The following is a 25906-nucleotide window of genomic DNA, read 5'->3' as shown; positions in this document are numbered from 1 at the left end:
CACTACCAATCAGCTCATCACCGACGACACCCTACGGGGCACCGCTCAGCTCGCCCGAAACGCACGGCTGTACGTGGCAACGTCCTTCGCGGCCTACGCTGCGGTGATCGTCAACCTTGTTGCGGTGCTGTCATGAGCCGCGGCGCCCTTGCCCAGCGGACCACGCTGGCCAACACGCAGCCGACTGCCACCGAGCTGGAAGCCCTGCGTGTGCAGTTCGCCCGCACCGACGCGGCGCTGCTGCAGAACATCGAGGCCGGCGCCTACCCGGTGAAGCTCGACGGCACCGTGTGGCGCGACGTGCGCCCGCTGCTCGATGAACGCGAGGTCTGCCCCACCACGGCCGACACCACGCGCGAGCTGCTGGACTACCTCGCCGAGCGCGGCCTGCTGCTGCGCCATGGGCAGCACGCGCACCTGGTGCGCGCCGCGGCGAGGCCGGCATGAGCACCGCCCCCATGTACTGCACCGTGGTGCGCGCGGCCCCTCATGCCATCTGGCTGCCCGACGGTACCGCCATGCACCTGCACCGCGTGAACACCGCATCGTCCCGCGCCGTGCGCCTGCGCGCGCTGCGCGGTGCCGCGGGTTGGATGGTGATCGACCTGGGCCTCGTGGCGCCCGAGCTGTGGCAGGACCTGCCCGGCGCCGCGGACCGCGACGTGCCCGCCCTGGTGCTGCGCGCGCTGCGCCGGGCCTGCCCCACCGGGGCGGAGTTCTCGGCACTGGCGCGCGAGGCGGAAGACAAGGGGCTGACGCGGCTGGTCAACACGGCACTGGCCCGCAACGAGGAGGCCGCATGCCGCTGAAGAACTTGCCTCGCAACGTCCTCGCCGACCAGGTGCTGGCCTTCTTCACGGCCAACCCGGACGAGGAGCTGACCGTCAACGACGTCACGGTGAAGTTCGACGTCGACGACGTACGCACCGCGTCGGCCAAGCTGTCCGCGCAGGTGCGCCGGCGCGTGCTGGTGCGCGAGGGCGACACCTACCGAGCCGGGCCGGCGCTGCAGAAGGGAGCGTGATGGACACCCCTACCCTGACCGTTGACCCGGCGACGATCGTTCAGATCCCGCTCGACCAGCTGCACGACTCGCCCACCAACCCGCGCCGCACGTTCCTTGACATCGAGGAGCTAGCCGCCGACATCCGCCAGCACCGCCGCGTGCTGCAGCCGCTGCTGGTGCGCCCGCGCCGGCCCAACCCGCTGCGCGACGACCTGGTGGACGGCTACGAGGTGGTCTTCGGCCACCGCCGCAAGCGCGGCGCCGTGGCGGCAGGCCTGACCAGCGTGGATTGCATGGTGCGCGAGATGACCGACGAGGAGGTCAAGCGCGCGCAGATCAGCGAGAACCTGCAGCGGCGCGATGTGCACCCGATCGAGGAGGCCGAAGGTTTTCAGGCTCTCATGCGCGACCACGGCGTGACGGCCGACGAGCTGGCCGAGCAAGCGGGCAAGTCCAAGTCCTACGTATACGGCAGGCTGAAACTGTTGGAGGCCGTGCCGGAGATCCGCGAAGCGTGCGTGAAGGGCGAGATCGGCAGCGAGGTTGCACTGCTGATTGCGCGCCTGGGCCCCGCGACGGTGCAGCAGAAGGCACTGGCGCGCATCAAGGCGAAGTACTGGGACTTGGGCGACGGCGGGAAACGCAACTTCCGGAACATCCGCGACCTGTTGATCGAACAGTTCACGCTGCGCCTGAAGGACGTGATCTTTGCCCCTGAAGACGCAACCCTGCTGCCCAGTGCAGGCGTCTGCAGTGCATGCCCGAAGCGCTCCGGCAATGCGCCGGAGTACGCCGACACGCTCAAGGACTCACAAACGTCCTGGGGCACCCGCCGTGCCGCCTACGGCCCCGACCTGTGCACCGACCCGGCATGCTGCGCCGAGAAGAAGAAAGCGCACCTGCGCCGCCAGGCTGAAGCGCTGCAGGAACAGGGCAAGGTGGTGATCGAGGGCAACCGGGCCCGCGCATCGATCGGCAAGGACGGCACGGTGAAGGGCGCGTACGTCGCGCTCAAGGACGTCAAGGACCAGCTCAAGAAGGCCAAGAAGGGAAAGGGCGTAGACGCGCCGGCCGTCGAGACGGTGCTGATTCAGAGCCCGTACGACGGCAAGGTCGTTGAAGCGGTGGCCGCCGCTTCGCTCAAGGCCGCGGACATCGAGCCGCCGGCGAAGAAGAAGAACAGCGGCTACGACTGGCAGGAAGTGAACCGCCAGCGGCAGGCGGAGTATGCGAAGAAGGAAGAGCGCGCCGCCGAGGAGCTGCCCAAGCGCTTCGCGCTGCTGCAGTCGGTGCGCGCCGCGATGGCCGCGACCGAGCGCAGCGAGTTCGACCTGCGCATGGTGGTGCGCACGGCCGTCAAGGAAGCGCCGACCTGGAATCAAACCGCGCTGTTGCGCCTGTGGAACTGCGAGGACGTGGAGACGCTGCTGGAGAGCATCGAGCAGGCCTCGCCCCAGGAGATGACGCAGCTGCTGATCGACTGCACGCTCGTTGAAAACGTCATCGTCCCGGCGGGCTGCATTGACGACGAGGACGAGCAGCCGCACCAGCTGCTCGCGGCCGCGAAGTACTACGGCGTTGACATCGAGGCCGCGCGCGCCGGCCAGATGCTGCTGGTGGAAGAGCCGACGGGCGAGGCCTCGGAGCCGAATGCGCCTAACGACGCCGTTGCGGCCGAGGAGCGCATCGAGCACACGCCGGAGGAACTGGCCGAGCTGCAGGCCCAGGGCTGGCTGACGCTGGACGACGCCGACACGCCAGCTGTTGAACCGCCTGCCGCAGCCGCCGATGGAGATGCAGCAGAGCCGGCCAGCGCACCCGCGCCCGTGGTCCGGGCGGAGCCGTGCATCGAGGATTTCGACATCGTCACCCAGTCCATGGCCGGCGGCATCCTGCGCCGGCTGCTGCAGGAAGCCGCCGTAGAGCTGCGCCTGCTGCACAAGGCCACGGTGCTGACGCTGATGAGCATGGGCCTGGTGCAAGGCCAGGACGGCCGGCAGAGCGGCACGCATGTGGAGATCACGGACGCTGGCCGCGCCTGGCTCGCTGCGCAACAGGAACGCGCCGCGGCATGAGCAGCCCTATGCACTCTCACATGACGCCGGGCGCGTACCGCGCGCTGGGCGGCGTGGCCGGGCTGATCGGCCTGTCCGCCAGCACCGTCGCCACCTGGTTCTTCGTCCTGGGCCTGCTGCAGACCGAGCGCGACGAGACGGCGCGCCAGGCGCTGATCGCCGCCGGCGTGCTGCTGACCGTCGGCCAGCTCGCTGCCTTCGGCTTTGCCGCCGTGCTGCCGCGGTACGTGCTGCGCGGCGTGCGCGCCGTGCTGCTGTCGCTGGGCGCGGCGCTGTTCATCTTCGAAGTCGGCTCCATGGCCGTCACGCAGCTCGCGCTAGTGCAGTCCGCGGATGCGACGGAGGCCGCCGCTGGTGCCCGCATCGAGGAGCTGCAGGCCGCCATCAGCAACCACCGCGCCGTGGCCGCCGGCCGCCGCGAGCTCGCGGCCACGCAGGCCCAGGCGCAGGCCATCACAGCCGCGGCGCGCACCCTGCGCCAAGCCGACGATGCAGAGGCAACGATCGCGCCGCTGGCCGCCGAGCTGCAGCAGCTGCAGGCCGCGCGCCGGCCGACGCTCACTACCCTGCTGGGCGCGGACCGCACGGCGCTGTACGCGACGCTGCGCGCCGGGCTGATCGGCCTCGTGGGCCTGGTGTTCATGTCCGCCGCCGGCGCCCTCTTCCGCACGGCGCGTGAAGCGCAGGCAGCGCCGGCCGTGGCTGAGCTGGCACCCCCCTCAAAAGGCGCGCCGGCGGCGGCCCGTGTCGTGGACCAGGCGCGCGCCGCCGCGGCCGCGTGGCTTTCGCCGGCACCTGCTGCCGCGCTGGCCAACAGCGTCACTGCTGCGACCACATCGGAGGTGACCGCAGCACCTGCAGCGCCGGCTCCAGGTGAAGCGCTGCATGAGCACAGACGTCTGCACGCGCTGCCCAACGGACACGGACAGCGGAGACGACGACGACGAAGTCCTGACCACCTCAACAGCCGCACCAACGTCGACCTACGTGCGACCTAACGGACACCGATTTTTTCATCTGCCCTCGGATTACTGGCCTTACCTAAGGGCAGCCGGGCCGAGCGCGAATTACCTACCAAACATTTCGCGCCATAGCAGGCCTAGGCCCGGCACAAAGGGCGATCAAAAAGAGGATTCGACACATGAGCAGCATCCCGATCCGCATCCAGCTCAGCCGTGCCAAAGGCTGGCGGATGCCCGCGAACACGGTGAAGGTGGACCGGACCACCCGCTGGGGCAACCCGTTCAAGCTGCACGGCGACGGCCAGCCCATGGCGCCCGAGGTTGCTGTCGGCCTGTTCCGGCGCCTGCTCCAGGAGCAAGGCGGCTTTGTCGCCGAGGTCCGCGGCCAAGCCATCCAGACGACGCTGGCCGACATCCGTCGCGAGCTGCGCGGCAAGAACCTGGCGTGCTGGTGCCCGCTGAGCGGGCCCTGCCACGCGGACGTGCTGCTGCAGCTGGCCAATGAAGAAAAGGGCGGCATCGATGCCGCACCGCTCAACAACGCATCGAAGAAGGTTGCCCCGTGATCACGGCTTTCGCCCTCATGAGCCTCTACAAGACGCCGACCATTCCGCTGTCGGAAGTGTGCGAGCGGTTCTTTTGCCTGAGCTACGAGGAGGCATTGAAGAAGGCAGCGCGTAACGAATTGCCGGTTCCGACGTTTCGCCTTACCGCTAGCAGGAAGGCTCCGCTGATGGTGTCTTGTGAAGATTTAGGAGCCTGGATTGATAAGGCGCGGTCCGAGGCTTCCCGACTATGGGAGCAGTCGCAAGTATGAAAATATTGGCTATTTGTTATTAATAAACGGCAAAACATAGCCAATATATTCCTTCTGAGGCGAACGGCACACAGTCCAGTTGCCACTGTGCCCAACTGGTTTTGCCCGCTCCCAAGCGTGCGTTACGACAAGTCTTCGTTTAGCACGCGATACGCCAACAAAGAAGGCACAACGATTTTCATCAGCATCACCAAAGAAAATCTCATCCTCAACAGCTATCATGATTACCGACTCGAACTCTAACCCTTTACTTTTATGAATTGTCAGAATACGAACAGCCTGATCATCGGAGAACCTCATCAAAGCCTTCGGCAAATCAGGCTCCAGTTTCATTAATTCCTCTATTTTTGATTTTGCATCAAAAATAACGTCTCCAAGTCTGTTATGAGATTCATAATCCGGCGAAAGCGCCGTCAAGCCTTCTATTCCAACTTTTTCCAAGAATGCACATACAGATTCCCACCAACCAAAATATGCTCCTTTGCTTCTATGAGCATCAATCCTATTCTTCCGCTCATTCTTGATAAAGCTTAAAAAATCCAGCCGAATACCGCCCCGAACATCTTCATCGGCAAATGGGGCCATTAATTCTATCAACCGAGTCCAAGCCTTAGGCTCACGCTCACCATACAAGCAAGATAAATAATCAACAATAAGCCTAGCCACCGGCTCAGTGGAAATATCCTGAATTTCCTGTTCATTTCGGAAAGGCACCCCTCTACGCTCCAAAGCAGACATTAGAGGAGCAGCATAAAGATTCAGTTGTCTCGAAACCAAAACCGCAATTTCCGACAAAGGAACTCGCTCAACCTCAATCAAGCTCAAAATCATGTCGGCCAAAAAATTCGCTTCGCCTTCACAATTCTTAAAGCTCCAAGCAAATATTTTTCCACCATCTCCCATCAACTGCTCATCGGGCATGACCGACGCAGGATCAAGCACACGAATAATCTCATTTTGCAAGCGCAAGAGGCGCGGCTGCGATCGAAAATTGCGGTACATATGCAATGAAACAGCCCTGAAATCCACTTCGAATTTCTTAAATATTCCATCTAGCGCACCGGCCCAGCCCATAATTTTTTGCTTAACATCGCCTACCGCTGTAAGACGAATAGACGTACCAAGGAAAGCCAGCTTCACCAACTCGTACTGCTTATCAGTACAATCCTGGAACTCATCCAAAAACACATCAGTATAAGTTTGACGAATAGCGTTCCGAGCAACCACAGAATTTTCCAATATCTGAATTGCCAACGGAACAAGATCGCTAAATTCGATCTGCTTTCTAGAAATCCTCTGATTACCAATTTTATATCCAGCATCAAGAGCATCTTTGCCCGTCAATACTGGTCTAAATTTATCTATAATACGTTTAGCAAAAGCATGAAATGTATAACTATCAAGCCGAGAAGATAAGTCTCGCCCACATCGACGCTGAACGCGCTCCTTCAAATTTTTACTCGCATCGACCTTAAAAGAAATAGCTAGAACCCGTCTCGGGTAGCGACAAGTCCCAGTCCGAAGTAGAAAGTCGGCACGCTGAGCAAGCATTTCTGTTTTACCCGCACCCGGCCCTGCCGTAAGCACCAAGCAACGATCCTGCTCTTTTGCAGCTTTCAACGCATTGGGCTCAAGGGTCATCTCGTCTGCAGGACTCCATGCATCAGCGGCAATCATTCGGGCAGCTCCAGAAGTTTGGCAATTACGGCATCCGCAAGGCGTCCTAGTGACGGAGGCATAGCGGCCAAAAGCTGCCTGTCATCAAGCTTTGCTAGGGCTTCTATGTGGGCTGCCGGTTTACTGCCCAGTTTAAAAAGTTTTTGATAGCCGGGAAAAAGTTGCAGCTGGTCGGCGCTGTATTGGGCAGAGTTATGATGACTATCCCCCAACACTGCCTTTACTATAGTCTCGGAAGGAGCGACTGCTTTAACCCCGTAGGCGGCACAATAAGCCGAAAGCATAGAAAAATCCAAATCCAAAGGTTGCGCAAAAAAAACTTCTCTTGCCTCCAACTCATGGAGGAACATCTGATAATCTAAAATTTTGTACTCATCAGAGTTCCAAGGCGGAATCTCATAATTCGAAGGAAGCTTTTTGCTGGGCATATATTTCCCAAGCTGATCATTTACATATTTAATGCGACCCCATCCGGCCTGATGTCTTGCAACGTCAAGATCAAGCAAAGTGAAGAAGGGTATTTGCAGCGCAGACAAAAGGCGCCAAAAATGATTTACATGCCGCCCACCTAAAGGAGCTATAGTAACGGCAGACTCATCAACCGGCGCTCCCTTAGCTTGCAAAATTCTTGGCAACACAATCTCTTCGCTATCCCCCTCCCCTAGAACAACCAAGCGTGAAAAGTAAATTTCGGGGAAAGCCTCTACAGCTTCTCGCACGAATTTATATGCCTCATCATTTTCTTCTGGCAATACGATACGCGTCACACAAGTCACGCGACCCTCGTTAAGCCTCAAATAACGAATTTGCTTTGGGTCAACACGACGCAACATTGAAGGGGCATGCGTCGCAATAAGTGCTTGAGCGTCAGGATAACTCGTCGTCGCCTTCAATGCATTAACAATTCTCCCCAAATAAAAAGGAGATAAACTATTTTCCGGCTCCTCGATTGCAATAATCGTGAAACTTGGCGGAAGAAGTTTATCCAAATTGAATGAACTATTTCCCGCAAGAGCATCACGCCCAATTACCTGAGATGATAAAACCAACGAAAGGTAAAGCATTGATTTTTGACCGTCACTAAGACGAGAAAAATCAACCACTTCTTCAGCATGACCGGGAGAGAATGAAACCGACAGATGTCGCAGCAGAGCCTCAACCTCAGAAGCGACAAAGGTTATCCTTGGGTCAGCAAAAAATTTACCTTTATGAAGAGCGCCCCAAACACGTGTCAAACTATCGCTGAGCGAATTCACCGATAGGTTTTCCGACAAACATTTACTGATCTGATCTGTAAAACTTTTTACCTTTTCTCTTTCAGAATCCCAATTCACGGCTCGCAGCATCCTGCCCAAAAGCGCTGTTGCGCCATAAGCTATATGGTCAGCAGGATCGCGCCTTGCCGGCAAATAATGCACGTGAATATAATTGCGCTCGGCTCTCGGTACTTGCGACGTGCTCAGCGGTGATCCATCTTCATTTAGATCGAGCACATAAACCAAAACTTCCTCGATATCCCCGTCAAGTCCCATGGTAGCACTAAGGCGGTATCTAACCCGAGGTATACCCCCCATTTCATCAAGGCGCATATGCCCGAAGTGCATTGCAACCGTGGAACCATCCTGGTCTTCAAGTAACTCCGGGAATAAAAAGTCGACCTCTATCCACAAACCCCTTTCCTCTGGGATTTCTATCTCATTATGAGGAACATAAAAGTCTGACTTCTGAATCCGTCGCAACGAAGGATCAAGCGCAAAAAGTCGACACAGCGCTTGCAAAGCCGCTGTTTTCCCGGATCCATTTGGACCTATTAGATAAGTTATATCGGTCAGAGTAAGTTCTGTCGGGCCCGCACCAAAAGATTGAAAATTGAACAAACGAATTGCATGAAGTTCCACTTAAGCCGTCCCTCTTCTCAGATGCACAGATGTTGCACTCTTCATCGGCACGTCAGCCGAAAAATGCAATGCCAGTGCAACGTAACGGCATTTACTGAAATTTCGTCTTTCAAATCAATAACTTAGACATGCATGCTTCCCATCCAGCATGGGGGCGACGGACAGGCGCCAGGGAGAGATCGGGGAAGTAGCGGTGGAATTCACGGGCGGGATTGTCCTCAGGCACGCATGCGCGTGCCGGTCTGAGGTTGTGCGGAACCAGGCTTGCTCGTGGACGACTGCCGCAACCCCAGCGCCGCATCCAGCGCCAGTGCTCCCAGCACGACCGTGCCGCCGGCCAGCACGGAAGACGATGGCGTCTCGCCCGCGCCCAGCCAGGCCCAGAGCACGCCGAACAGCACTTCCAGCAAGCCCAGCAGCGACATCTCCGGCGCGTGCAGCACGCGCGACACCGCCACGCACAGCAGGCAAGGCACGGCCAGCTGCATCGCGCCCAGCAGTGCCAGCCAGGCGAGGTCGGAGCCCGTGGCCTGGAAGGGGGCGGCCAGCGGCAGCGTGGCGGCGGCCGAGAGCAGCGCGCCGATCAGCACCGCCGGCAGCATGTCCCCGCCGCCGGGCTGCTCGGCGCCACGGCGGCGGCTGTACTGCAACACCGTCCAGTTGGTGGCCGCGAACAGCGGCACCGCCAGCGCCACGCCGATGCCCAGCAGCGCGCGCGAATCGCTGTGCAGCAGCTCATTGCCGTACATCCAGGCGATCCCCGCGCCCGCCAGCACGATGGCGGTCCAGGTGCGCAGGGCCAGCCGGTGCTTGAGCACGAAGCGCGACAGCAGCGCCGTGAACAGCGGCCCCAGCGCCATGGTCACCAGCACGTTGGCCACGGTGGTGAGCGTGAGCGCCACCATGAAGGCGGTGAACATCACGCTCCAGCACAGGCCCGACAGCCAGAGCGTGCGCCCGCCCGAGCGCAGCGTGGCCCACACCACGCGCGGGCCGCGAAGCACGGCCAGCAGCACGCCCAGCGTCAGCGCATTGAAGGCGCTGCGCCAGAAGGTCACCTCGAAGCTGGCCGCGCTGTCCAGGTGCCGCGTCACCACCCCCGCGATGCTCCACAGCAGGGTCACGAGCAGCATGGCGGTTATGCCTTGGCGGTGGGTCATGACGAGAACGGCTCCAGAGAACGGTTAACGAGGTTCGGGACAGAAGCAGCGAGGGAGGCGACACCTCATCGCAACAGACCTGCGGCCCAATGAAAGAGGGCCGCAGAGCGGCCCGGGCAATCGTCTAGCTAGAGCCCCCGCTGGCGGGGACTGGGGGTGCCGCCATGACAGCGCCCCCGGTGCTTGAGCGCGTAGCGCTCAAGCGCCTTCGCGCTGTGCACGCTTACGTTCGTGCTCCTTCAGGAAGCGCTTGCGCAGCCGGATCGACTTCGGGGTGATCTCCACCAGCTCGTCGTCCTCGATGAACTCCACGCCGTACTCCAGCGTGCACTCGATCGGCGGCGTGATCTTGATCGCGTCTTCCTTGCCGCTGACGCGGAAGTTGGTCAGCTGCTTGGTGCGCGTGGCGTTGACCACCAGGTCGTTGTCGCGGTTGTGCACGCCCACGATCATGCCTTCGTACACCGGGTCGCCCGCCTTCACGAACATGCGGCCGCGGTCGTCGAGCTTGCCCAGCGCGTAGGTGAAGATCTCGCCGTCGTCCATGGAGATCAGCACGCCGTTCTTGCGCCCGCCCACGTCGCCCTTGAAGGGCTCGTAGCCGTCGAACAGGCTGCTGATCAGGCCCGAGCCGCGGGTGAGGTTCAGGAACTCGTTGGAGAAGCCGATCAGGCCCCGCGCCGGGATGCGGTACTCCAGGCGCACGCGCCCGCGGCCGTCCGGCTCCATGTTCACCAGCTCGCCCTTGCGTTCGCCCAGCGCCTGCATCACGCCGCCCTGGTGGCCTTCCTCGATGTCGGCCGTCACCAGCTCGATCGGCTCCATCTTCACGCCGTCGATCTCGCGGAACACCACGCGCGGCTTGGACACGGCCAGCTCGTAGCCCTCGCGGCGCATGTTCTCCAGCAGGATGGTCAGGTGCAGCTCGCCGCGGCCCGCCACCTCGAACACGCCGTCCTCGTCCGTTTCCTTCACGCGCAGCGCGACGTTGCTCTGCAGCTCCTTCTGCAGGCGGTCCCAGATCTGGCGGCTGGTGACGTACTTGCCTTCGCGGCCGGCCAGCGGCGAGGTGTTGACGCAGAAGTTCATCGTCAGCGTCGGCTCGTCGATGCGCAGCATGGGCAGCGGCTGCGGATTGGCCGGGTCGGTCACGGTCACGCCGATGCCCAGGTCCTCGATGCCGTTGATCAGCACGATGTCGCCCGGGCCGGCTTCCGTCACCTGCATGCGGTCCAGGCCCTGGAAGGTCAGCACCTGGTTGACGCGGCCCTTGAAGGACTTGCCGTCCGGACCTTCCATCACCAGCACGTCCATGGCCGGCTTGATCTTGCCGGCGTTGACGCGGCCCACGCCGATGCGACCGACGAAGCTGTTGTAGTCCAGCGCCGAGATCTGCAGCTGCAGCGGGGCGTCAGGGTCGCCCTGGTGCGCCGGCACGTGCTTGAGGATGGTGTTGAACAGGGCCGACATGTCCGGGCCCCACTGCTCGCCCGGAGCGCCCTCTTCCAGCGAGGACCAGCCGTTGATGCCCGAGGCGTAGACCACGGGGAAGTCCAGCTGCTCGTCGGTGGCGCCGAGCTTGTCGAACAGGTCGAAGGCGGCGTTGATGACCTTGTCGCAGTTGGCGCCGGGCTTGTCCACCTTGTTGACGACCACGATGGGCTTGAGGCCCAGCGCCAGCGCCTTCTTGGTCACGAAGCGGGTCTGCGGCATCGGGCCTTCCTGGGCGTCGATCAGCAGCACCACGCCGTCCACCATGGACAGCGCGCGCTCCACCTCGCCGCCGAAGTCGGCGTGGCCCGGGGTGTCCACGATGTTGATGTGCGTGCCTTGCCAGCTCACGGCGCAGTTCTTGGCCAGGATGGTGATGCCGCGCTCGCGCTCGATCGCGTTGCTGTCCATCACGGTGTCAACGACCTTCTCGTGCTCGGCGAAGGTGCCGGACTGGCGCAGGAGCTGGTCGACCATCGTGGTCTTGCCATGGTCGACGTGCGCGATGATGGCGATGTTGCGAATCTGGGTGCTCATAAAAGAACGTCTTTCAGGGATTCAGGGCGGCCTCTTGGGCCTGCGGCGCCACGGCGCCTTGGGGAACTTGGAGCAGCGCCTGTACCTCGGGCGGGCTGAGCAGACGCTGCGCAATGAGCTCGCCGGCGCGCACCTGGGCCGAGCCCAGGAAGGCGCGCTCCTCGGGTCCGTACACGCGCACCGCCGGCATGTCGGGGTGGTTGACGCGACGGCGCAGCCCGGAGAGGAAGCGGGCGGCCTCCTCGGCTGGCAGCCGGATCGCCGGCCAGTCCGCCACCAGCGCGTCCGGCGGCTGCAGCAGCGCCAGCCGCGCGGACTCGTCCAGCGCCTGCAGCGCCTCCAGGCTGATGGCGCGCGACACCGTCAGCGCTCCGCTGCCGGTGCGGCGCAGCGCCGTGAGGTGCGCGCCGCAGCCCAGCAACTCGCCCAGGTCCTGCGCCAGCGTGCGCACGTAGGTGCCCTTGCTGCAGCGCACGTCGATGACCAGTGCGTCACCTTGCCAGTGCAGGATGTCCAGCGCGTGAATCGTGATCTGCCGCGGCGCGCGTTCCACCTCGATGCCGGCGCGCGCGTACTCGTACAGCGCCTTGCCGTCCTTCTTGAGCGCGGAGTGCATCGGCGGCACCTGCTCGATCACGCCGGTCAGGCGCGCGCAGGCCTCCTCGATGGCAGCGCGGGTCACGGCCACGGGGCGCTCGCTGACGATCTCGCCCTCGGCGTCGCCGGTGGTCGTGACCTGGCCCAGCTTGAGCGTGGCGGTGTAGCGCTTGTCGGCCTCCAGGCTCACCTGCGAGAACTTGGTGGCCGCGCCGAAGCACAGCGGCAGCAGGCCGGTGGCCAGCGGGTCCAGCGTGCCGGTGTGGCCCGCCTTCTCGGCGCGCAGCAGCCACTTCACCTTCTGCAGCGCGTCGTTGCTGGACCAGCCCAGCGGCTTGTCCAGCAACAGCACGCCGTGCAGCGCGCGGCGCACACGGACAGGACGAGGGGAGCGCGCGGCGCCGCTCATGGGGTCAGTCCTCCTTGGCGCGCGTGGCGTTGGCCTGCGCGATCAAGGCGCCCAGCTCGGCCGCGCGCTCGGTGGTGCGATCGAACTGGAAGTGCAGCGTGGGCACGGTGTGGATCTGCAGCCGCTTGAACAGGCTGTTGCGCAGAAAACCGGCAGCCTCGTTGAGAGCCTGCTGGGTCTGCTGCGGGTCGCCCACCAGCAGCGAGAAGAAAACCTTCGCGTGCGCGTAATCGGGCGTGACCTCGACGGCATTGATCGTGACCATGCCCACGCGCGGGTCCTTGAGCTCGCGCACGAGCTCGGCCACGTCGCGCTGGATCTGGTCGGCAATGCGGAAACTGCGGTTGGGGATGCTTCTCTTGTGTCGCATGCGGAGCTCCTGAAATACAAACCCCGCCCTTCTGGGGCGGGGCTGCGTCAGAAAGGGACGGCAGGCTGGATTACAGCGTGCGCGCCACCTCCTTGATCTCGAACACCTCGATCTGGTCGCCCTCGGCGATGTCGTTGTAGTTCTTGAGCTTGATGCCGCACTCGAAGCCTTCCTTGACCTCGCGCACGTCGTCCTTCATGCGGCGCACCGACTCGATCTCGCCGGTGTAGATGACCACGTTGTCGCGCAGCAGGCGGAAGCGCGCGTTGCGGCGCACCAGACCCGAGGTGACCATGCAGCCCGCCACGGTGCCGATCTTGGAGGCGACGAACACGGTGCGGATCTCCGCCGTGCCCAGGGCTTCTTCCTTCTGCTCCGGTGCCAGCATCCCCGACATCGCCGCGCGGATCTCGTCGACGGCGTCGTAGATGATGTTGTAGTAGCGCAGGTCCACGCCGTTGTTCTCGGCGAGCTTGCGCGCACCGGCATCGGCACGGACGTTGAAGCCCACGATCACCGCCTTGGAGGCGATGGCCAGATTGACGTCGCTCTCGCTGATGCCACCCACGGCCGCGTGAACGATCTGCACCTTGACCTCGTCGGTGGAGAGCTTGAGCAGCGAGGAAGCCAGCGCTTCCTGCGAGCCCTGCACGTCGGCCTTGATGATCAGCGGCAGCGTCTGCACGTCGCCGGCGCCCATCTGGTCGAACATGTTCTCCAGCTTGGCGGCCTGCTGCTTGGCCAGCTTGACATCGCGGTACTTGCCCTGGCGGAAGGTGGCGATCTCACGGGCGCGGCGCTCGTCGGCCAGCACCATGAACTCGTCACCGGCTTGCGGCACCTCGGTCAGGCCCTGGATCTCCACGGGAATCGACGGACCGGCGGCCTCGGTGGCCTTGCCGTCCTCGTCCAGCATGGCGCGCACGCGGCCATAGCTGGAGCCGGCCAGCACCACGTCGCCCTTCTTCAGGGTGCCGCTCTGCACCAGCACCGTGGCCACGGGGCCGCGGCCCTTGTCCAGGCGCGCTTCGATCACCAAGCCCTTGGCCAGCGTGTCTTCCGCCGCCTTGAGCTCCAGCACCTCGGCCTGCAGCAGCACCTGCTCCAGCAGGTCGTCGATGCCCTGGCCGGTACGGGCGGACACGGGCACGAAGGGCGAGTCGCCGCCGAATTCTTCCGGCACGACCTCCTCGGCCACCAGCTCGCTGCGCACGCGATCCAGGTTGGAATCAGGCTTGTCGATCTTGTTGATCGCCACCACCAGAGGCACGCCGGCCGCCTTGGCGTGGTGGATGGCTTCCTTGGTCTGGGGCATCACACCGTCGTCGGCCGCCACCACCAGGATGACGATGTCGGTCGCCTTGGCGCCACGGGCGCGCATGGCCGTGAAGGCCTCGTGGCCCGGGGTGTCCAGGAAGGTGATGACGCCACGCGGCGTTTCGACGTGGTAGGCGCCGATGTGCTGCGTGATGCCGCCGGCTTCGCCCGCCGCCACGCGCGAGCGGCGGATGTAGTCCAGCAGCGACGTCTTGCCGTGGTCCACGTGGCCCATGACCGTGACCACCGGGGCGCGCGGCTTCTGCTCCGCGGTGCTGGTGGCGGCTTCCTCTTCCAGGAAGGCTTCCGGGTCGTCCAGCTTGGCCGCGAAGGCCTTGTGGCCCATTTCCTCGACCACGATCATCGCGGTCTCCTGGTCCAGCTGCTGGTTGATGGTGACCATCTGGCCCAGCTTCATCAGCTGCTTGATGACCTCGGAGGCCTTGACGCTCATCTTGTGCGCCAGGTCCGCGACGCTGATGGTCTCGGGCACGTGCACTTCCTGCACTTGCGGCTCGGTCGGCGCCACGAAGCTGGACGAACCGCGCTCGTCGCGATCGCCGCCACGGCGGCCGCCACGCGGCGAACGCCAGCCCGCGCGGGCGGCGCCGGCACCGGCGTCGGTGCGGCCCTTGACCGCGGCGCGCTTCTTGGCGGCGTCATCGGCCCAGCTGGAAGACAGCTTCTCGGACTTGACCGACTTCTTGTCGCCGGGCTTGGCACCGGGGGCCGCCGTCGCCTGCGCGGGTGCGGGCGCACCGCCAGCCGTCTTGGCTGCGGGCTTGTGGATGGTGCCCTTGATGGGCGCAGGCGCCGGCTTGGGCTCCTCCTTCTTGGCCACGAGCACCTTCTTGGGCGCATTCATCATGGCGCGAATGGCAGCGGCCTCGGCCTCGGCGGCCTTGCGGCGGCGTTCCAGCTCGGCCAGGCGCTGCTTCTCGGCATCGGCCACCTCGGCAGCCTTCACCACGCGCAGCGCGGGCTTGGGCGGCTCGGCGGCAGGCGCAGGTGTAGCCGGCGCAGCGACCGCGGGCGCACCACGCGGCGGCACGGGAATCGGTGCGGGAGCCGGCGCGGGTGCAGCAACCGGGGCAGGCGCCGGAGCGGCGGCGGCCGGTGCGGGAGCCGGCGCGCCGGCACGGGAGGCGGGCTGCTGGCGCGGCGCATGGCGTACACCCTGGTGCTGGCGACGAGAAGCCGCCTGCAACGCCGCGGCCTCGGCAGCGGCGCGGGCCGCGGCCTGCTCACGGGCGGTCTTGGCGGCCTGCGCCGCCTGAGCGGCCTGCGCCTCCTTGGTGGCGGCAGCCTCGCGCTCGCGCGCCGCGGCCTCTTCGGCCTCGCGGGCACGGCGAGCGGCCTCGGCCTCCTCGCGCTGGCGCTTTTCCTCGGCTTCGCGCTGGCGCTGGCGCTCGGCCAGCTCCTCTTCCTGGCGGCGCAGGGCCTCGGCCTGGGCGCGCGCCTCTTCCTCGCGGCGGCGCAGCTCTTCAGCCGAAATCTCGGGCGCGGGCGCCTCGTCAGGCTTCACGAACGTGCGCTTCTTGCGCACTTCTACCTGGATCGTGCGGGCCTTGCCGGAGGCATCGGCCTGCTTGATCTCGCTGGTGCTCCGGCTCGTGAGCGTGATCTTCTTGCGATCGCCTCCGCCGGTTCCGTGGCTGCTGCGCAGATGAGCCAGCAGCCGCTCCTTGTCGGCATCGGTGAGCGCGTCGTCGGTGGAGCGCTTGCTGACACCGGCGGACTGCAGTTGCTCGAGCAGTGTCGACGCCGGGCGATTGAGCTGGGCGGCGAACTGAGCGACGGTTGTCACGGCCATTATGGGAATCCTTGCTTGCTGGGCGATGCGGTCTTGCGGGCGTGGGTCAGGGATGATGATCAGGCGTTGAACCAGTGTTCACGCGCCTTCATGATCAAAGCCTTGGCCGCCACGTCGTCCAGGCCAGTCATTTCAGTCAGTTCATCGACGGCCAGGTCGGCCAGGTCGTCGCGGGTATGAACACCGCCGTCGGCCAGCTTGGCAATCACTTCGGGCGTGAGGCCGTCGAGGTCGCGCAGATCCTGCGACACCTCCTCCACGGCTTCCTCGCGCGCAATTTCCATGGTCAGCAGCGCATCCTTGGCACGCTTGCGCAGCTCTCCCACGGTTTCCTCGTCAAAGGCCTCGATTTCCAGCATTTCCTGCATGGGAACGTAGGCAACTTCTTCCAGGCTGGCGAAGCCCTCGGCAATGAGGATGTCGGCGACCTCCTCGTCCACGTCGAGCTTCTCCACGAACAGGCTACGCAGCTTCTCGGTTTCGGAAGCCTGCTTGGCCTGCGATTCCTCGGCCGTCATGATGTTGATGCGCCAACCGGTGAGGTCGGAGGCCAGGCGCACGTTCTGGCCGCCACGGCCGATGGCGATGGCGAGGTTCTCCTCGTCCACCACCACGTCCATCGCGTGACGCTCCTCGTCTACCACGATCGACTGCACGTTGGCCGGCGCCAGCGCACCGATCACAAATTGGGCCGGATCCTCGGACCACAAGACGATGTCCACGCGCTCGCCGGCCAGCTCGTTGGTCACGGCGTTCACGCGCGAGCCGCGCACACCGACGCAGGTACCGATCGGGTCCACGCGCTTGTCGTGCGAGAGCACGGCGATCTTGGCGCGGCTGCCGGGGTCGCGGGCGCAGCTCTTGATCTCCAGCAGACCCTGCTCGATCTCGGGCACTTCCTGCGCGAACAGCTCGACCATGAAACCCGGCGCGGCGCGCGAGAGCATGATCTGCGGCCCGCGGACGGTTGGGTCGATGCCGGCGATGAACGCACGCACGCGGTCGCCGGTGCGCAGGTTTTCCTTGGGAATCATCTCGCTGCGCTTGAGCCGGCCTTCGACGCGGCCGCTCTCGACGACGATGTCGCCCTTGTCCAGCCGCTTGACGGTGCCCACCATGATCTTCTCGCCGCGGGCGAGAAAGTCATTAAGCAGCTGCTCGCGCTCGGCGTCACGGATCTTCTGCAGGATCACCTGCTTGGCGGCCTGCGCACCGATGCGCCCGATGGTCACGGACTCAATGGGCTCCTCGATGTAGTCACCCTCTTCGATGTCAGCGATGCGGTCGCGCGCATCCGACAGCAACTCCTCGGCGTCCGGGTTCTGCAGCCCGGCGCTGTCAGGCACCACCAGCCAGCGGCGGAAGGTCTCGTACTCGCCGGTGTCGCGGTCGATGGCCACGCGGATGTCCACCTCGCCACCATGGAGCTTCTTGGTGGCCGAGGCCAGGGCCGCCTCCACGGCGCCGAACACCACGTCGCGCTCGACGCTCTTCTCGCGCGAGATGGCGTCCACCAGCATCAACATTTCGCGGTTCATTCTGTGCGTCCTCCGTCCTGCTGCGGCTCCTGCGGCTGCGCAGCGCGGGCCCGCCGGCCCTTGAAATCCACCACCGGCACCAGCCGGGCCTCACGCACTTCATCGAAGGCGAAGTCCAGCACCTGCACCGGCGCCTCCTCGTCCACGGTCTTGGCACGCGCCTTGGCGTTGGAGCGTCCGGCCTTGCTCCCGCCCTTGCGCGCTGCCGCCGGCGTCTCGTCCTGCAGCACCAGCCGCCAGCCAGCAGGGGCCACCGCGACGGCCTCCTCGGCGGCGCTGCCCTCGCCGGCACCCGATTGCGGCGCCGGCCGCGGCTGCAGCACGCCGCGGTACTTGCGCCGCCCCTGGAACGGCAGCTTCAGCGTGATCTCCACCAGTTCCCCGGCAAAGCGGACGTAGTCCGCTTCGCGCTTGAGCGGACGGTCCAGTCCGGGCGAGGAGACCTCCAGCCGCGCGTAATCTGCGTTCTCCACCTCCAGCACGTACTGCAGCTGCCGCGTCACGGCCTCGCAGTCGTCCACCGTCACCGACTCGGACTCGGGACCGGGGTACACCTGGCCCGGCACGCGGTCGATGGTCACGCGCAGCAAGCCGCGCGCGGCGCGCTCCACCTCCACGAGCTCATAGCCCAGACCCGTGACGGTGCGCTCGATGGCAGCCTGCCAGTTCATGCCTTCCCGCATGCGGCTGGCGCCACCTGCGGCCTCCTGTGGTTGCAACGGTGAGGGATGCGAAATTCGATCAAGCAAAAAAAAAGGGCTGGAAGATCCGCCCATTCAGGTATTCAGCGAGAAGCGGATTGTACCCTGCAAGAGCTGTACCGGCAAGTGACCGACACACCCCACTGAAGTGGAGCAAGCTGCGTGCGAGAATCCCGCCCGAATTTTTGACCTCTCGGAGCCACCATGGGATTTCTTGCCGGCAAGCGGCTGTTGATCACGGGATTGCTGTCCAACCGCTCGATTGCCTACGGCATAGCACGCGCCTGCCGCCGCGAAGGCGCGGAACTCGCGTTCAGCTACGTCGGCGAGCGCTTCAAGGAACGCATCACCGAGTTCGCCCAGGAGTTCGACTCGAACCTGGTCTTCGACTGCGACGTGGCGGACGACGCGCAGATCGACAAGCTCTTCGCCGATCTCTCGGAGCACTGGCCGCAGTTCGACGGCTTCGTGCACTCCATCGGCTTCGCGCCGCGCGAAGCCATCGCCGGCGACTTCCTCGACGGCTTCTCGCGTGAAGCCTTCCGCATTGCGCACGACATTTCCTCCTACAGCTTCCCCGCCATGGCCAAGGCCGCCTTGCCCATGCTGCGCGAGAACAGCGCGCTGCTGACGCTGAGCTACCTGGGCGCCGCGCGCTACGTGCCTTCGTACAACACCATGGGCCTGGCCAAGGCCTCGCTGGAAGCCAGCGTGCGCTACCTCGCGGCCAACCTCGGCCCGCGCGGCGTGCGCGTCAACGGCATCTCCGCCGGCCCGATCAAGACGCTGGCGGCCTCGGGCATCAAGGGCTTCCACAAAATTCTGGACATCGTGGAAACGAACGCGCCGCTGCGCCGCAACGTCACGATCGACGACGTGGGCAATGCCGCCGCGTTCCTGATGTCGGACCTGGCCTCGGGCATTAGCGCCGAGATCACCTACGTGGACGGCGGCTTCAGCCAGGTGATGGGCGGCGAGCGCTCCACCCCGCAGTAAGCCCGCCCTCCCCGCGCCGCCCCCCCCGGCGCGAACGGCGAGGAAAAGAAAACGGCGCCCTCGGGCGCCGTTTTTCATGCCTTGCCGCAAAGCGGTTCGCGGCCTCAGGCGCGCACGCAGTCCACGTAGTAGCGCCGCACGCCGTCGATTTCCTCTTCCACCAGGCCGTGCACGTCGGTGGCGAAGCCGGGGAATTTCTCGTTGAAGGCACGCACGAAGCGCAGGTAGTCCACGATCTTGCGGTTGAAGCGCTCGCCCGGAATCAGCAGCGGGATGCCCGGCGGATACGGCGTCACCAGCGAGGTGGTGATGCGCCCCTCCAACTCGTCGATCTCCACGCGCTCGGTGTCGCGGTGCGCGATGCGCGCGTAGGCGTCGGCGGGCTTCATCGCCGGCTGCAGGTCCGACAGGTACATCTCCGTCGTCAGCCGCGCGATGTCGTGCTGGGTGTACTCCTTGTGGATCGCCTGGCACAGGTCGCGCAGCCCCATGCGCTCGTAGCGCGGATGCGCGGCGCAGAACTCGGGCAGGATGCGCCAGATCGGCTGGTTGCGGTCGTAATCGTCCTTGAACTGCTGCAGCGCGGTCAGCAGCGTGTTCCAGCGGCCCTTGGTGATGCCGATGGTGAACATGATGAAGAACGAGTACAGGCCCGTCTTCTCCACCACCACGCCGTGCTCGGCCAGGAACTTGGTCACGATCGAGGCCGGGATGCCGGTGGCGTCGAACTTGCCGTTGACGTCCAGGCCCGGGGTGATGATCGTGCTCTTGATCGGGTCGAGCATGTTGAAGCCCGGCGCCAGGTCGCCGAAGCCGTGCCACTCCTCGTTGGCATGCAGCATCCAGTCCGCGCTCTGGCCGATGCTCTCGGGCGCCAGCTCCGCCTCCGGCCCCCAGACCTTGAACCACCAGTCGTGGCCGAAGTCCTTCTCGACCTTGCGCATGGCGCGGCGGAAGTCCAGCGCCTCGCGCAGGCTCTCCTCCACCAGCGCGGTGCCGCCCGGCGGCTCCATCATCGCCGCGGCCACGTCGCACGACGCGATGATCGCGTACTGCGGCGAGGTCGAGGTGTGCATCAGGTAGGCTTCGTTGAAGAGGTGGCGGTCGAGCTTCTGTGTCTGCGAGTCCTGCACCAGCACCTGCGAGGCCTGCGACAGGCCCGCGAGCAATTTGTGCGTGCTCTGCGTGGCGTAGACCATGGACTGCTTGGGCCGCGCGCGCCTCTTGCCCATCGCGTGGTAGGAGCCGTAGAAGCCATGGAAGGCTGCGTGCGGCAACCAGGCCTCGTCGAAGTGGATCGTGTCGATCCAGCCGTCGAGCATCCCCTTGATGGTCTCGGTGTTGTAGAGCACGCCGTCGTAGGTGCTCTGCGTGAGCGTGAGGATGCGCGGGCGCACCGTCGCGGCGTCAACGCCTTCGAGCAGCGGGTTGGCGGCGATCTTCTTCTGGATCGACTCGCGCGTGAACTCCTTCTGCGGAATCGGGCCGATGATCCCGTAATGGTTGCGCGTGGGCGTGAGGAACACCGGCACCGCGCCCGTCATGATGATCGAGTGCAGGATGCTCTTGTGGCAGTTGCGGTCCACCACCACCACGTCGCCCGGCGCCACCGTGTGGTGCCACACCATCTTGTTGGAGGTGCTGGTGCCGTTGGTGACGAAGAAGCAGTGGTCGGCGTTGAAGATGCGCGCCGCGTTGCGCTCGCTCGCGGCCACGGGGCCGGTGTGGTCCAGCAGCTGGCCCAGCTCGTCCACGGCGTTGCACACGTCCGCGCGCAGCATGTTCTCGCCGAAGAACTGGTGGAACATCTGCCCCACCGGGCTCTTGAGGAAGGCCACGCCCCCGGAGTGACCCGGGCAGTGCCAGGAGTAGGAGCCGTCCTGCGCGTAGTCCACCAGCGCGCGGAAGAACGGCGGCGCCAGGCCGTCAAGGTAGCTCTTGGCCTCGCGGATGATGTGGCGCGCCACGAACTCCGGCGTGTCCTCGAACATGTGGATGAAGCCGTGCAGCTCCCGCAGGATGTCATTGGGGATGTGCTGCGACGTGCGCGTCTCGCCGTACAGGTAGATCGGGATGTCGGTGTTGCGGAAGCGGATCTCGGCGATGAACTTGCGCAGGTTCTGCACCGCCGCGTCTTCCTCGCTGTCGGCGGCGGTGAACTCCTCGTCGTCGATGGACAGGATGAACGCGCTGGCACGGCTTTGCTGCTGCGCGAACTGGCTGAGGTCGCCGTAGCTGGTGACGCCCAGCACCTCGAAGCCTTCCTTCTCGATCGCCTGCGCCAGCGCCCGGATGCCCAGGCCCGACGTGTTCTCCGAGCGGAAATCCTCGTCGATGATGAAAATGGGGAAACGGTAACGCAACATTGCGGGCTGCCCTCCCGGGCGTTGGTCCTTCAGGAAAACCGCGAAGTGTAGGCGCTGGTTGCGACCCCGCCTGGAGCGACCTCCCCTATCGCCATCGGAGCAACCCATGGACCCAAGCGACGTGACCCTGTGGTGGCTGGCCACCGCCGCGCTGGTGCTGGCCGAGCTGGCCAGCGGCACTTTCTACTTGCTGATGCTGGCCCTGGGCGCCATGGCCGGCGCGCTGGCGGCGCACGCCGGCCTGGGCCTCGCGCCGCAGCTGCTGGCCGCGGCGCTGGTGGGCAGCGCCACGGTAGGCCTGTGGCATCTCCGGCGCCGGCGCGGCCCGCCGCAGGCGCGCGACCAGAACCTGCACCTGGACATCGGCGAGCACGTGCAGGTCGAGCGCTGGGACGCCCAGGGCCAGGCCCAGGTGCGCTACCGGGGCGCTGCCTGGCAGGCCCGCCACGTCGGCCCGGGCGCGCCGGCGCCGGGCGAGCACCGCATCCGCGCCATCGACGGCAACCGCCTGCTGCTCGAACGCGTCGCCCACTGACCCCTACAACCCTCGAACCACAAAACCTGGAGATTCCTTACCGATGGACATCCTCGCCCTGGTACTGCTGGCCGTCGCGGCCGTGTTCATCGTGCGCTCGGTCAAGGTGGTGCCGCAGCAGCACGCCTGGGTCGTGGAGCGGCTGGGCAAGTACCACACGACGCTCACGCCGGGCCTGAGCCTGCTGGTGCCCTTCGTCGACCAGGTCGCCTACAAGCACTCGCTCAAGGAAATTCCGCTCGACGTGCCCAGCCAGGTCTGCATCACGCGCGACAACACGCAGCTGACGGTGGACGGCATCCTGTACTTCCAGGTCACGGACCCGATGCGCGCGAGCTACGGCTCGTCCAACTACATCGTGGCCATCACGCAGCTGGCGCAGACCACGCTACGCAGCATCATCGGCCGCATGGAGCTGGACCGCACCTTCGAGGAGCGCGACGCGATCAACGCGCAGGTCGTCGCCGCGCTGGACGAGGCGGCGCTGAACTGGGGCGTGAAGGTGCTGCGCTACGAGATCAAGGACCTCACGCCGCCGGCGGAGATCCTGCGCTCGATGCAGGCGCAGATCACGGCCGAGCGCGAGAAGCGCGCCCTCATCGCCGCCTCCGAGGGCCGGCGCCAGGAGCAGATCAACATCGCCAGCGGCGAGCGCGAGGCCTTCATCGCGCGCTCCGAGGGCCAGAAGCAGGCCGAGATCAACCAGGCCCAGGGCGAGGCCGCGGCGATCCTGGCGGTGGCCGAAGCCACGGCCGACGCGATCCGGCAGGTCGCCGAGGCCATCCGCCAGCCCGGCGGCGAGCAGGCGGTGCAGCTGCGCGTGGCCGAAAAGGGCGTGGAAGCCTTCGCCCAGCTGGCGCAGAAGAACAACACCATGATCGTGCCGGCCAGCCTGGGCGAGGTCAGCGGGCTCATCGCCAGCGCCATGGCGCTGATGCAGAACGCCAAGGTCCCGCGCTGAGCCGCGCCGCCGCGCCGTGCCGCTACGGCCGCGCGGCGCGGTGCACCTTCACCGCCCCCGCCAGCAGCACCAGCCCCGGCGGCACCAGCAGCGCCTGCGCGGGCACCAGGCCCAGCAGCAGCGCGCCCAGCGCGGCCCCCGCCACCCCGCCGGCCGCCATCCAGCCCACCAGCGCCCGCTCCCGCCGCAAGCCGTCGAGGGCCTGCACCCGGGCATGGCGCATGAAGCCGGTGACCAGCGTGGGCAGGCTCACCAGCAGCGCCAGGCTGCCCGCCACCTTCAGCTCGATGCCGTAGAGCAGCACGAGGACCGGGATCAGCAGCGCGCTGCCCACGACGCCCAGCACGGCGGTGGCCATGCCCACGGCCACGCCGGCCAACACGCCCAGCGCCTGGCGCAGCGGATCGGGCGCGGCCAGCGCCGGCGCGGGAACGGCGGCCAGCAACAGCAGCCACAGGCCGCCCAGCGCCAGCAGCAGCACCACGGCCCGGTCCAGGCGCCGGCGCGACAGGGCCGCCACGGAACCCGCCGCCCACCAGTCACCCGCCAGGCTGCCCGCCAGCAGGTAGGCCAGCACGTCCGCGTGATCCACCAGCAGGTCCAGCGGGATCGCGCTGGCGCGGAACAGCAGCGCGCACGCCACCGCCAGCAGGCTCATGGCCTGGCCGACGATGAAGCCCTGGGGCCGCTCCCGGCCCACCAGATCCGCCACCAGGAAGGAGCGCAGCCCGCCCGCGCTCAGCCCGGCCAGGCCACCCAGCGCCCCCAGCAGCGAGCCCGCCACGAAACCCTGCCCATGACGGGCATGCCGGCCTGCCGCCCTCACCGCCCGCCCTCCCGCGTCACTGGACGCGCCCCCTCGTGAACCGGCAGCGCGGCCTGTGACAGCCCCGGCCGGCCGGCCTTGCAAGCTGAACATCTGCGATGCGTCATGTGATCCCTCCCCGAGTGCGCCCGGCAAGGGCCGCCGGACACGGCGGCCTCGCCATGCACCGGTATAAGGGGAAACCCTTAGTTCTGGCTGACACCGGTTCCCCGGAGCAGCCTTCTCACCCATGGGTCGGGATCACCCCGCCACCGTCGGGTTGGTGATCAGCACCGGCCGGCCCAGGGACGGTACGCCCTGCTCGTCGAACACGAACAGCAGCCAGTAGCCCGGCAGCAGTTGGTTGGCATCGGCGGGCAGCCGGGCGCGCAGCGCCGTGCCCTGCTGGCTGAAGTCCAGCGCGAAGAAACGCTGCTCGTGGTTGAGGCTGTGCGTGACGGAGCCCATGCGCACCAGGGTCAGCCGCCTGGCCTTCACGCCCTGGCCCAGCGACACGCGCAGCTCGCCCCCGGCACCGGCCTGCGTGGGCGCCTCCACCACCGCGGGCCGTGGCGCGAAGCGCCCGGAGCCGTCGCGCAGGAACAAGTAAGGCGGGAAATAGATTTCGCCGTTGAGCTGGATCAGCGGCCCCGGGGCGCCGCCGCCGCCGGTGAGCACGCTGCCGTCGGCCAGCAGCAGCGAGGCCGAGTGGTACAGCCGCGGCTGCGCCGCGCGGGCCGCGCGCGTCCACCGGCCGGTGGCGGGGTTCCAGATCTCGGAGTCCAGGTGCTCGTCCCCAAGCTCGTTGGGCGTCACCGAGCCGCCGTTGAGCCACACCTGCCCGTCGGCCAGCACCGTCGCGTTGCCCCACTGGCGCTCCGCTTGCGGCCGGCCCGTCTCCCGCACCACGGGCTCGGCGCCGTTGATGTCCACCACCACCGCGCGCCGCCCGTCGCGCAGCGCCAGGATCCGGCCCGGTTCGAACATCGCCACCGGCACGCGCTCGCGCGAGGGCGGCGCCGTCACCGACAGCTCGCGCAGCCGGCCCGGGCCGCGCGGGTCCAGCGTGAACATGCGGCCGTCGTGGCCCAGGATGAACACGTCCCCCGCCGGCGCCAGCCAGGCGCGCGGGTAGTAATAGCTCTCGCGCCGGCTGCCGTAGGCCCGGTCGCTGGCCGCAGCGTCCAAAGTGCGCCAGCCGCTGCCGGGCGTGTACGCCTCCGGCGTGCTGGCCGCGGCGCGCTCGTAGAAGGTCCAGCGGCTGCCGGCATCGCGGATGCGCCCGCCCAGCGCCACGCGGTCGCCGGAAGGCATCACCACCAGGGTCGGATACCAGCGCGCGTACGCCATGCCCTCGGCCTTGCGCAGCTCGTTGCGCCTCGGGTCGAAGACGTTCATGTCCGGGTTGCCGTTGTTGAGCGGCTTGCGGCTGTGGTCGTCGCCGCCCAGCAGCGTCACCGTGCCGTCCGGCAGCAGCGACTGCGACGCGCAGAAGATGTCGGTGCCGGTGACGTTGGGCAGCGTCAGGAAGGCCTCCGGACCGCCGCCGCCTCGCGGGTCCCAGACGGTGTAGTGGAGATGCGCCCCCTGCCGCCCGGAGGCGTCCGTGCCGTAGGCCAGCACCCGCTGATCGGGCAACAGCACCATGTGGATCGGCACCACCGGCCAGCCAAAGGTCGGCCCGAAGGCCCCTTCCACGTGCGCCCGCGCGCCGCCGTTCTCCGGCGCCACCGGCCCTTGCGAAGTCACGAGGCCACGCGGCACGGGATGCGGCCCCTGCCGTTCGGAACTGCCATGGCAGGCCGCCAGCAGCGGCATCAGCAGCAGCGCCGTCAAATGCGCGCGCCGCGGTACTCCCGAAGTTCTCATTCGAAT

Annotated in this window: 22 protein-coding genes; 10 read left to right on the top strand and 12 right to left on the bottom strand. The window is 65.7% G+C overall.

Annotation, left to right across the window (positions count from 1 at the left end; translation table 11 throughout):
- Window positions 1-132 precede the first annotated feature (132 nt).
- The 7 genes from Q0741_RS24935 (at window position 133) to Q0741_RS24905 (ending at window position 4860) form a co-directional block, all read left to right on the top strand.
- Entirely contained in the window at window positions 133-447 is a 315-nt protein-coding gene (locus Q0741_RS24935; RefSeq protein ID WP_298235896.1) for a hypothetical protein, read from the top strand.
- The gene (locus Q0741_RS24930) at window positions 444-809 is read left to right on the top strand and encodes a hypothetical protein (RefSeq protein ID WP_298235895.1); all 366 of its coding nucleotides are present in this window, start codon (window positions 444-446) and stop codon (window positions 807-809) included. The genes Q0741_RS24935 and Q0741_RS24930 overlap by 4 nt, the downstream gene beginning before the upstream one ends.
- Window positions 800-1024, top strand: coding sequence for a hypothetical protein (locus Q0741_RS24925; protein WP_298235894.1), 225 nt, complete (start codon window positions 800-802; stop codon window positions 1022-1024). Before Q0741_RS24930 ends, Q0741_RS24925 begins: the two co-directional genes overlap by 10 nt.
- Complete coding sequence (locus Q0741_RS24920; protein ID WP_298235893.1) at window positions 1024-3081, top strand: ParB/RepB/Spo0J family partition protein; 2058 nt, start codon at window positions 1024-1026, stop codon at window positions 3079-3081. The genes Q0741_RS24925 and Q0741_RS24920 overlap by 1 nt, the downstream gene beginning before the upstream one ends.
- Window positions 3078-4079 (top strand): hypothetical protein, encoded by a 1002-nt coding sequence (locus Q0741_RS24915; protein ID WP_298235892.1) that lies wholly within the window; start codon window positions 3078-3080, stop codon window positions 4077-4079. Before Q0741_RS24920 ends, Q0741_RS24915 begins: the two co-directional genes overlap by 4 nt.
- A 143-nt stretch (window positions 4080-4222) precedes the next feature.
- On the top strand, window positions 4223-4609 hold the full coding sequence (locus tag Q0741_RS24910; RefSeq protein WP_298235891.1) for a DUF4326 domain-containing protein: 387 nt from the start codon (window positions 4223-4225) through the stop codon (window positions 4607-4609).
- Window positions 4606-4860, top strand: a complete 255-nt coding sequence (locus tag Q0741_RS24905; RefSeq protein WP_298235890.1) for a pyocin activator PrtN family protein — start codon at window positions 4606-4608, stop codon at window positions 4858-4860. Before Q0741_RS24910 ends, Q0741_RS24905 begins: the two co-directional genes overlap by 4 nt.
- A gap of 9 nt (window positions 4861-4869) precedes the next feature.
- Here Q0741_RS24905 and Q0741_RS24900 read toward each other — a convergent pair whose 3' ends face one another.
- From Q0741_RS24900 to rimP, 9 genes are all read right to left on the bottom strand, one after another.
- A complete protein-coding gene (locus Q0741_RS24900) occupies window positions 4870-6537 on the bottom strand; it encodes an ATP-dependent helicase (RefSeq protein ID WP_298235889.1) in 1668 nt (555 codons plus the stop codon).
- The gene (locus Q0741_RS24895) at window positions 6534-8435 is read right to left on the bottom strand and encodes an AAA family ATPase (protein WP_298235888.1); all 1902 of its coding nucleotides are present in this window, start codon (window positions 8433-8435) and stop codon (window positions 6534-6536) included. The genes Q0741_RS24900 and Q0741_RS24895 overlap by 4 nt, the downstream gene beginning before the upstream one ends.
- A gap of 218 nt (window positions 8436-8653) precedes the next feature.
- On the bottom strand, window positions 8654-9595 hold the full coding sequence (locus Q0741_RS24890; protein ID WP_298235887.1) for a DMT family transporter: 942 nt from the start codon (window positions 9593-9595) through the stop codon (window positions 8654-8656).
- 198 nt (window positions 9596-9793) lie between these two features.
- Window positions 9794-11623, bottom strand: coding sequence for a translational GTPase TypA (gene typA / locus Q0741_RS24885; protein ID WP_298235886.1), 1830 nt, complete (start codon window positions 11621-11623; stop codon window positions 9794-9796).
- A gap of 13 nt (window positions 11624-11636) precedes the next feature.
- Window positions 11637-12629, bottom strand: coding sequence for a tRNA pseudouridine(55) synthase TruB (gene truB / locus Q0741_RS24880; protein ID WP_298235885.1), 993 nt, complete (start codon window positions 12627-12629; stop codon window positions 11637-11639).
- A 4-nt stretch (window positions 12630-12633) separates the two neighbouring features.
- Window positions 12634-12999: a 30S ribosome-binding factor RbfA gene (gene rbfA / locus Q0741_RS24875; RefSeq protein ID WP_298235884.1), complete on the bottom strand. Its 366-nt coding sequence runs from the start codon at window positions 12997-12999 to the stop codon at window positions 12634-12636.
- A gap of 70 nt (window positions 13000-13069) precedes the next feature.
- Window positions 13070-16129: a translation initiation factor IF-2 gene (gene infB, locus Q0741_RS24870; protein ID WP_298235883.1), complete on the bottom strand. Its 3060-nt coding sequence runs from the start codon at window positions 16127-16129 to the stop codon at window positions 13070-13072.
- Between the two features lie 59 nt (window positions 16130-16188).
- A complete protein-coding gene (gene nusA / locus Q0741_RS24865) occupies window positions 16189-17667 on the bottom strand; it encodes a transcription termination factor NusA (RefSeq protein WP_298235882.1) in 1479 nt (492 codons plus the stop codon).
- Complete coding sequence (rimP, locus tag Q0741_RS24860) at window positions 17664-18338, bottom strand: ribosome maturation factor RimP (RefSeq protein WP_298235881.1); 675 nt, start codon at window positions 18336-18338, stop codon at window positions 17664-17666. Before rimP ends, nusA begins: the two co-directional genes overlap by 4 nt.
- 234 nt (window positions 18339-18572) lie before the next feature.
- On the opposite strand from rimP, the gene fabI reads away from it, so the two are divergent.
- Window positions 18573-19364 (top strand): enoyl-ACP reductase FabI, encoded by a 792-nt coding sequence (gene fabI, locus Q0741_RS24855; protein ID WP_298235880.1) that lies wholly within the window; start codon window positions 18573-18575, stop codon window positions 19362-19364.
- Window positions 19365-19468: 104 nt separating this feature from the next.
- On the opposite strand, the gene Q0741_RS24850 is transcribed toward fabI, so the two are convergent.
- A complete protein-coding gene (locus Q0741_RS24850; RefSeq protein ID WP_298235879.1) occupies window positions 19469-21730 on the bottom strand; it encodes an arginine/lysine/ornithine decarboxylase in 2262 nt (753 codons plus the stop codon).
- A gap of 106 nt (window positions 21731-21836) precedes the next feature.
- On the opposite strand from Q0741_RS24850, the gene Q0741_RS24845 reads away from it, so the two are divergent.
- Complete coding sequence (locus Q0741_RS24845) at window positions 21837-22265, top strand: NfeD family protein (protein WP_298235878.1); 429 nt, start codon at window positions 21837-21839, stop codon at window positions 22263-22265.
- A gap of 43 nt (window positions 22266-22308) precedes the next feature.
- Entirely contained in the window at window positions 22309-23226 is a 918-nt protein-coding gene (locus tag Q0741_RS24840) for a stomatin-like protein (protein WP_298235877.1), read from the top strand.
- Between the two features lie 22 nt (window positions 23227-23248).
- Here the strand turns inward: Q0741_RS24840 and Q0741_RS24835 are convergent, their stop codons facing one another.
- Together Q0741_RS24835 and Q0741_RS24830 are read right to left on the bottom strand one after the other, a co-directional pair.
- Complete coding sequence (locus tag Q0741_RS24835) at window positions 23249-24052, bottom strand: TSUP family transporter (RefSeq protein ID WP_298235876.1); 804 nt, start codon at window positions 24050-24052, stop codon at window positions 23249-23251.
- A 240-nt stretch (window positions 24053-24292) separates the two neighbouring features.
- Window positions 24293-25900, bottom strand: coding sequence for a galactose oxidase-like domain-containing protein (locus Q0741_RS24830; protein WP_298235875.1), 1608 nt, complete (start codon window positions 25898-25900; stop codon window positions 24293-24295).
- Between the last annotated feature and the right edge of the window lie 6 nt (window positions 25901-25906).

This window comes from uncultured Azohydromonas sp. (genome assembly GCF_937926365.1).
Classification (GTDB): Bacteria; Pseudomonadota; Gammaproteobacteria; order Burkholderiales; family Burkholderiaceae_C; genus Azohydromonas.
Note: the sequence above shows the minus strand (reverse complement) of the source record. Positions and strands in the feature narration are given on the sequence as shown.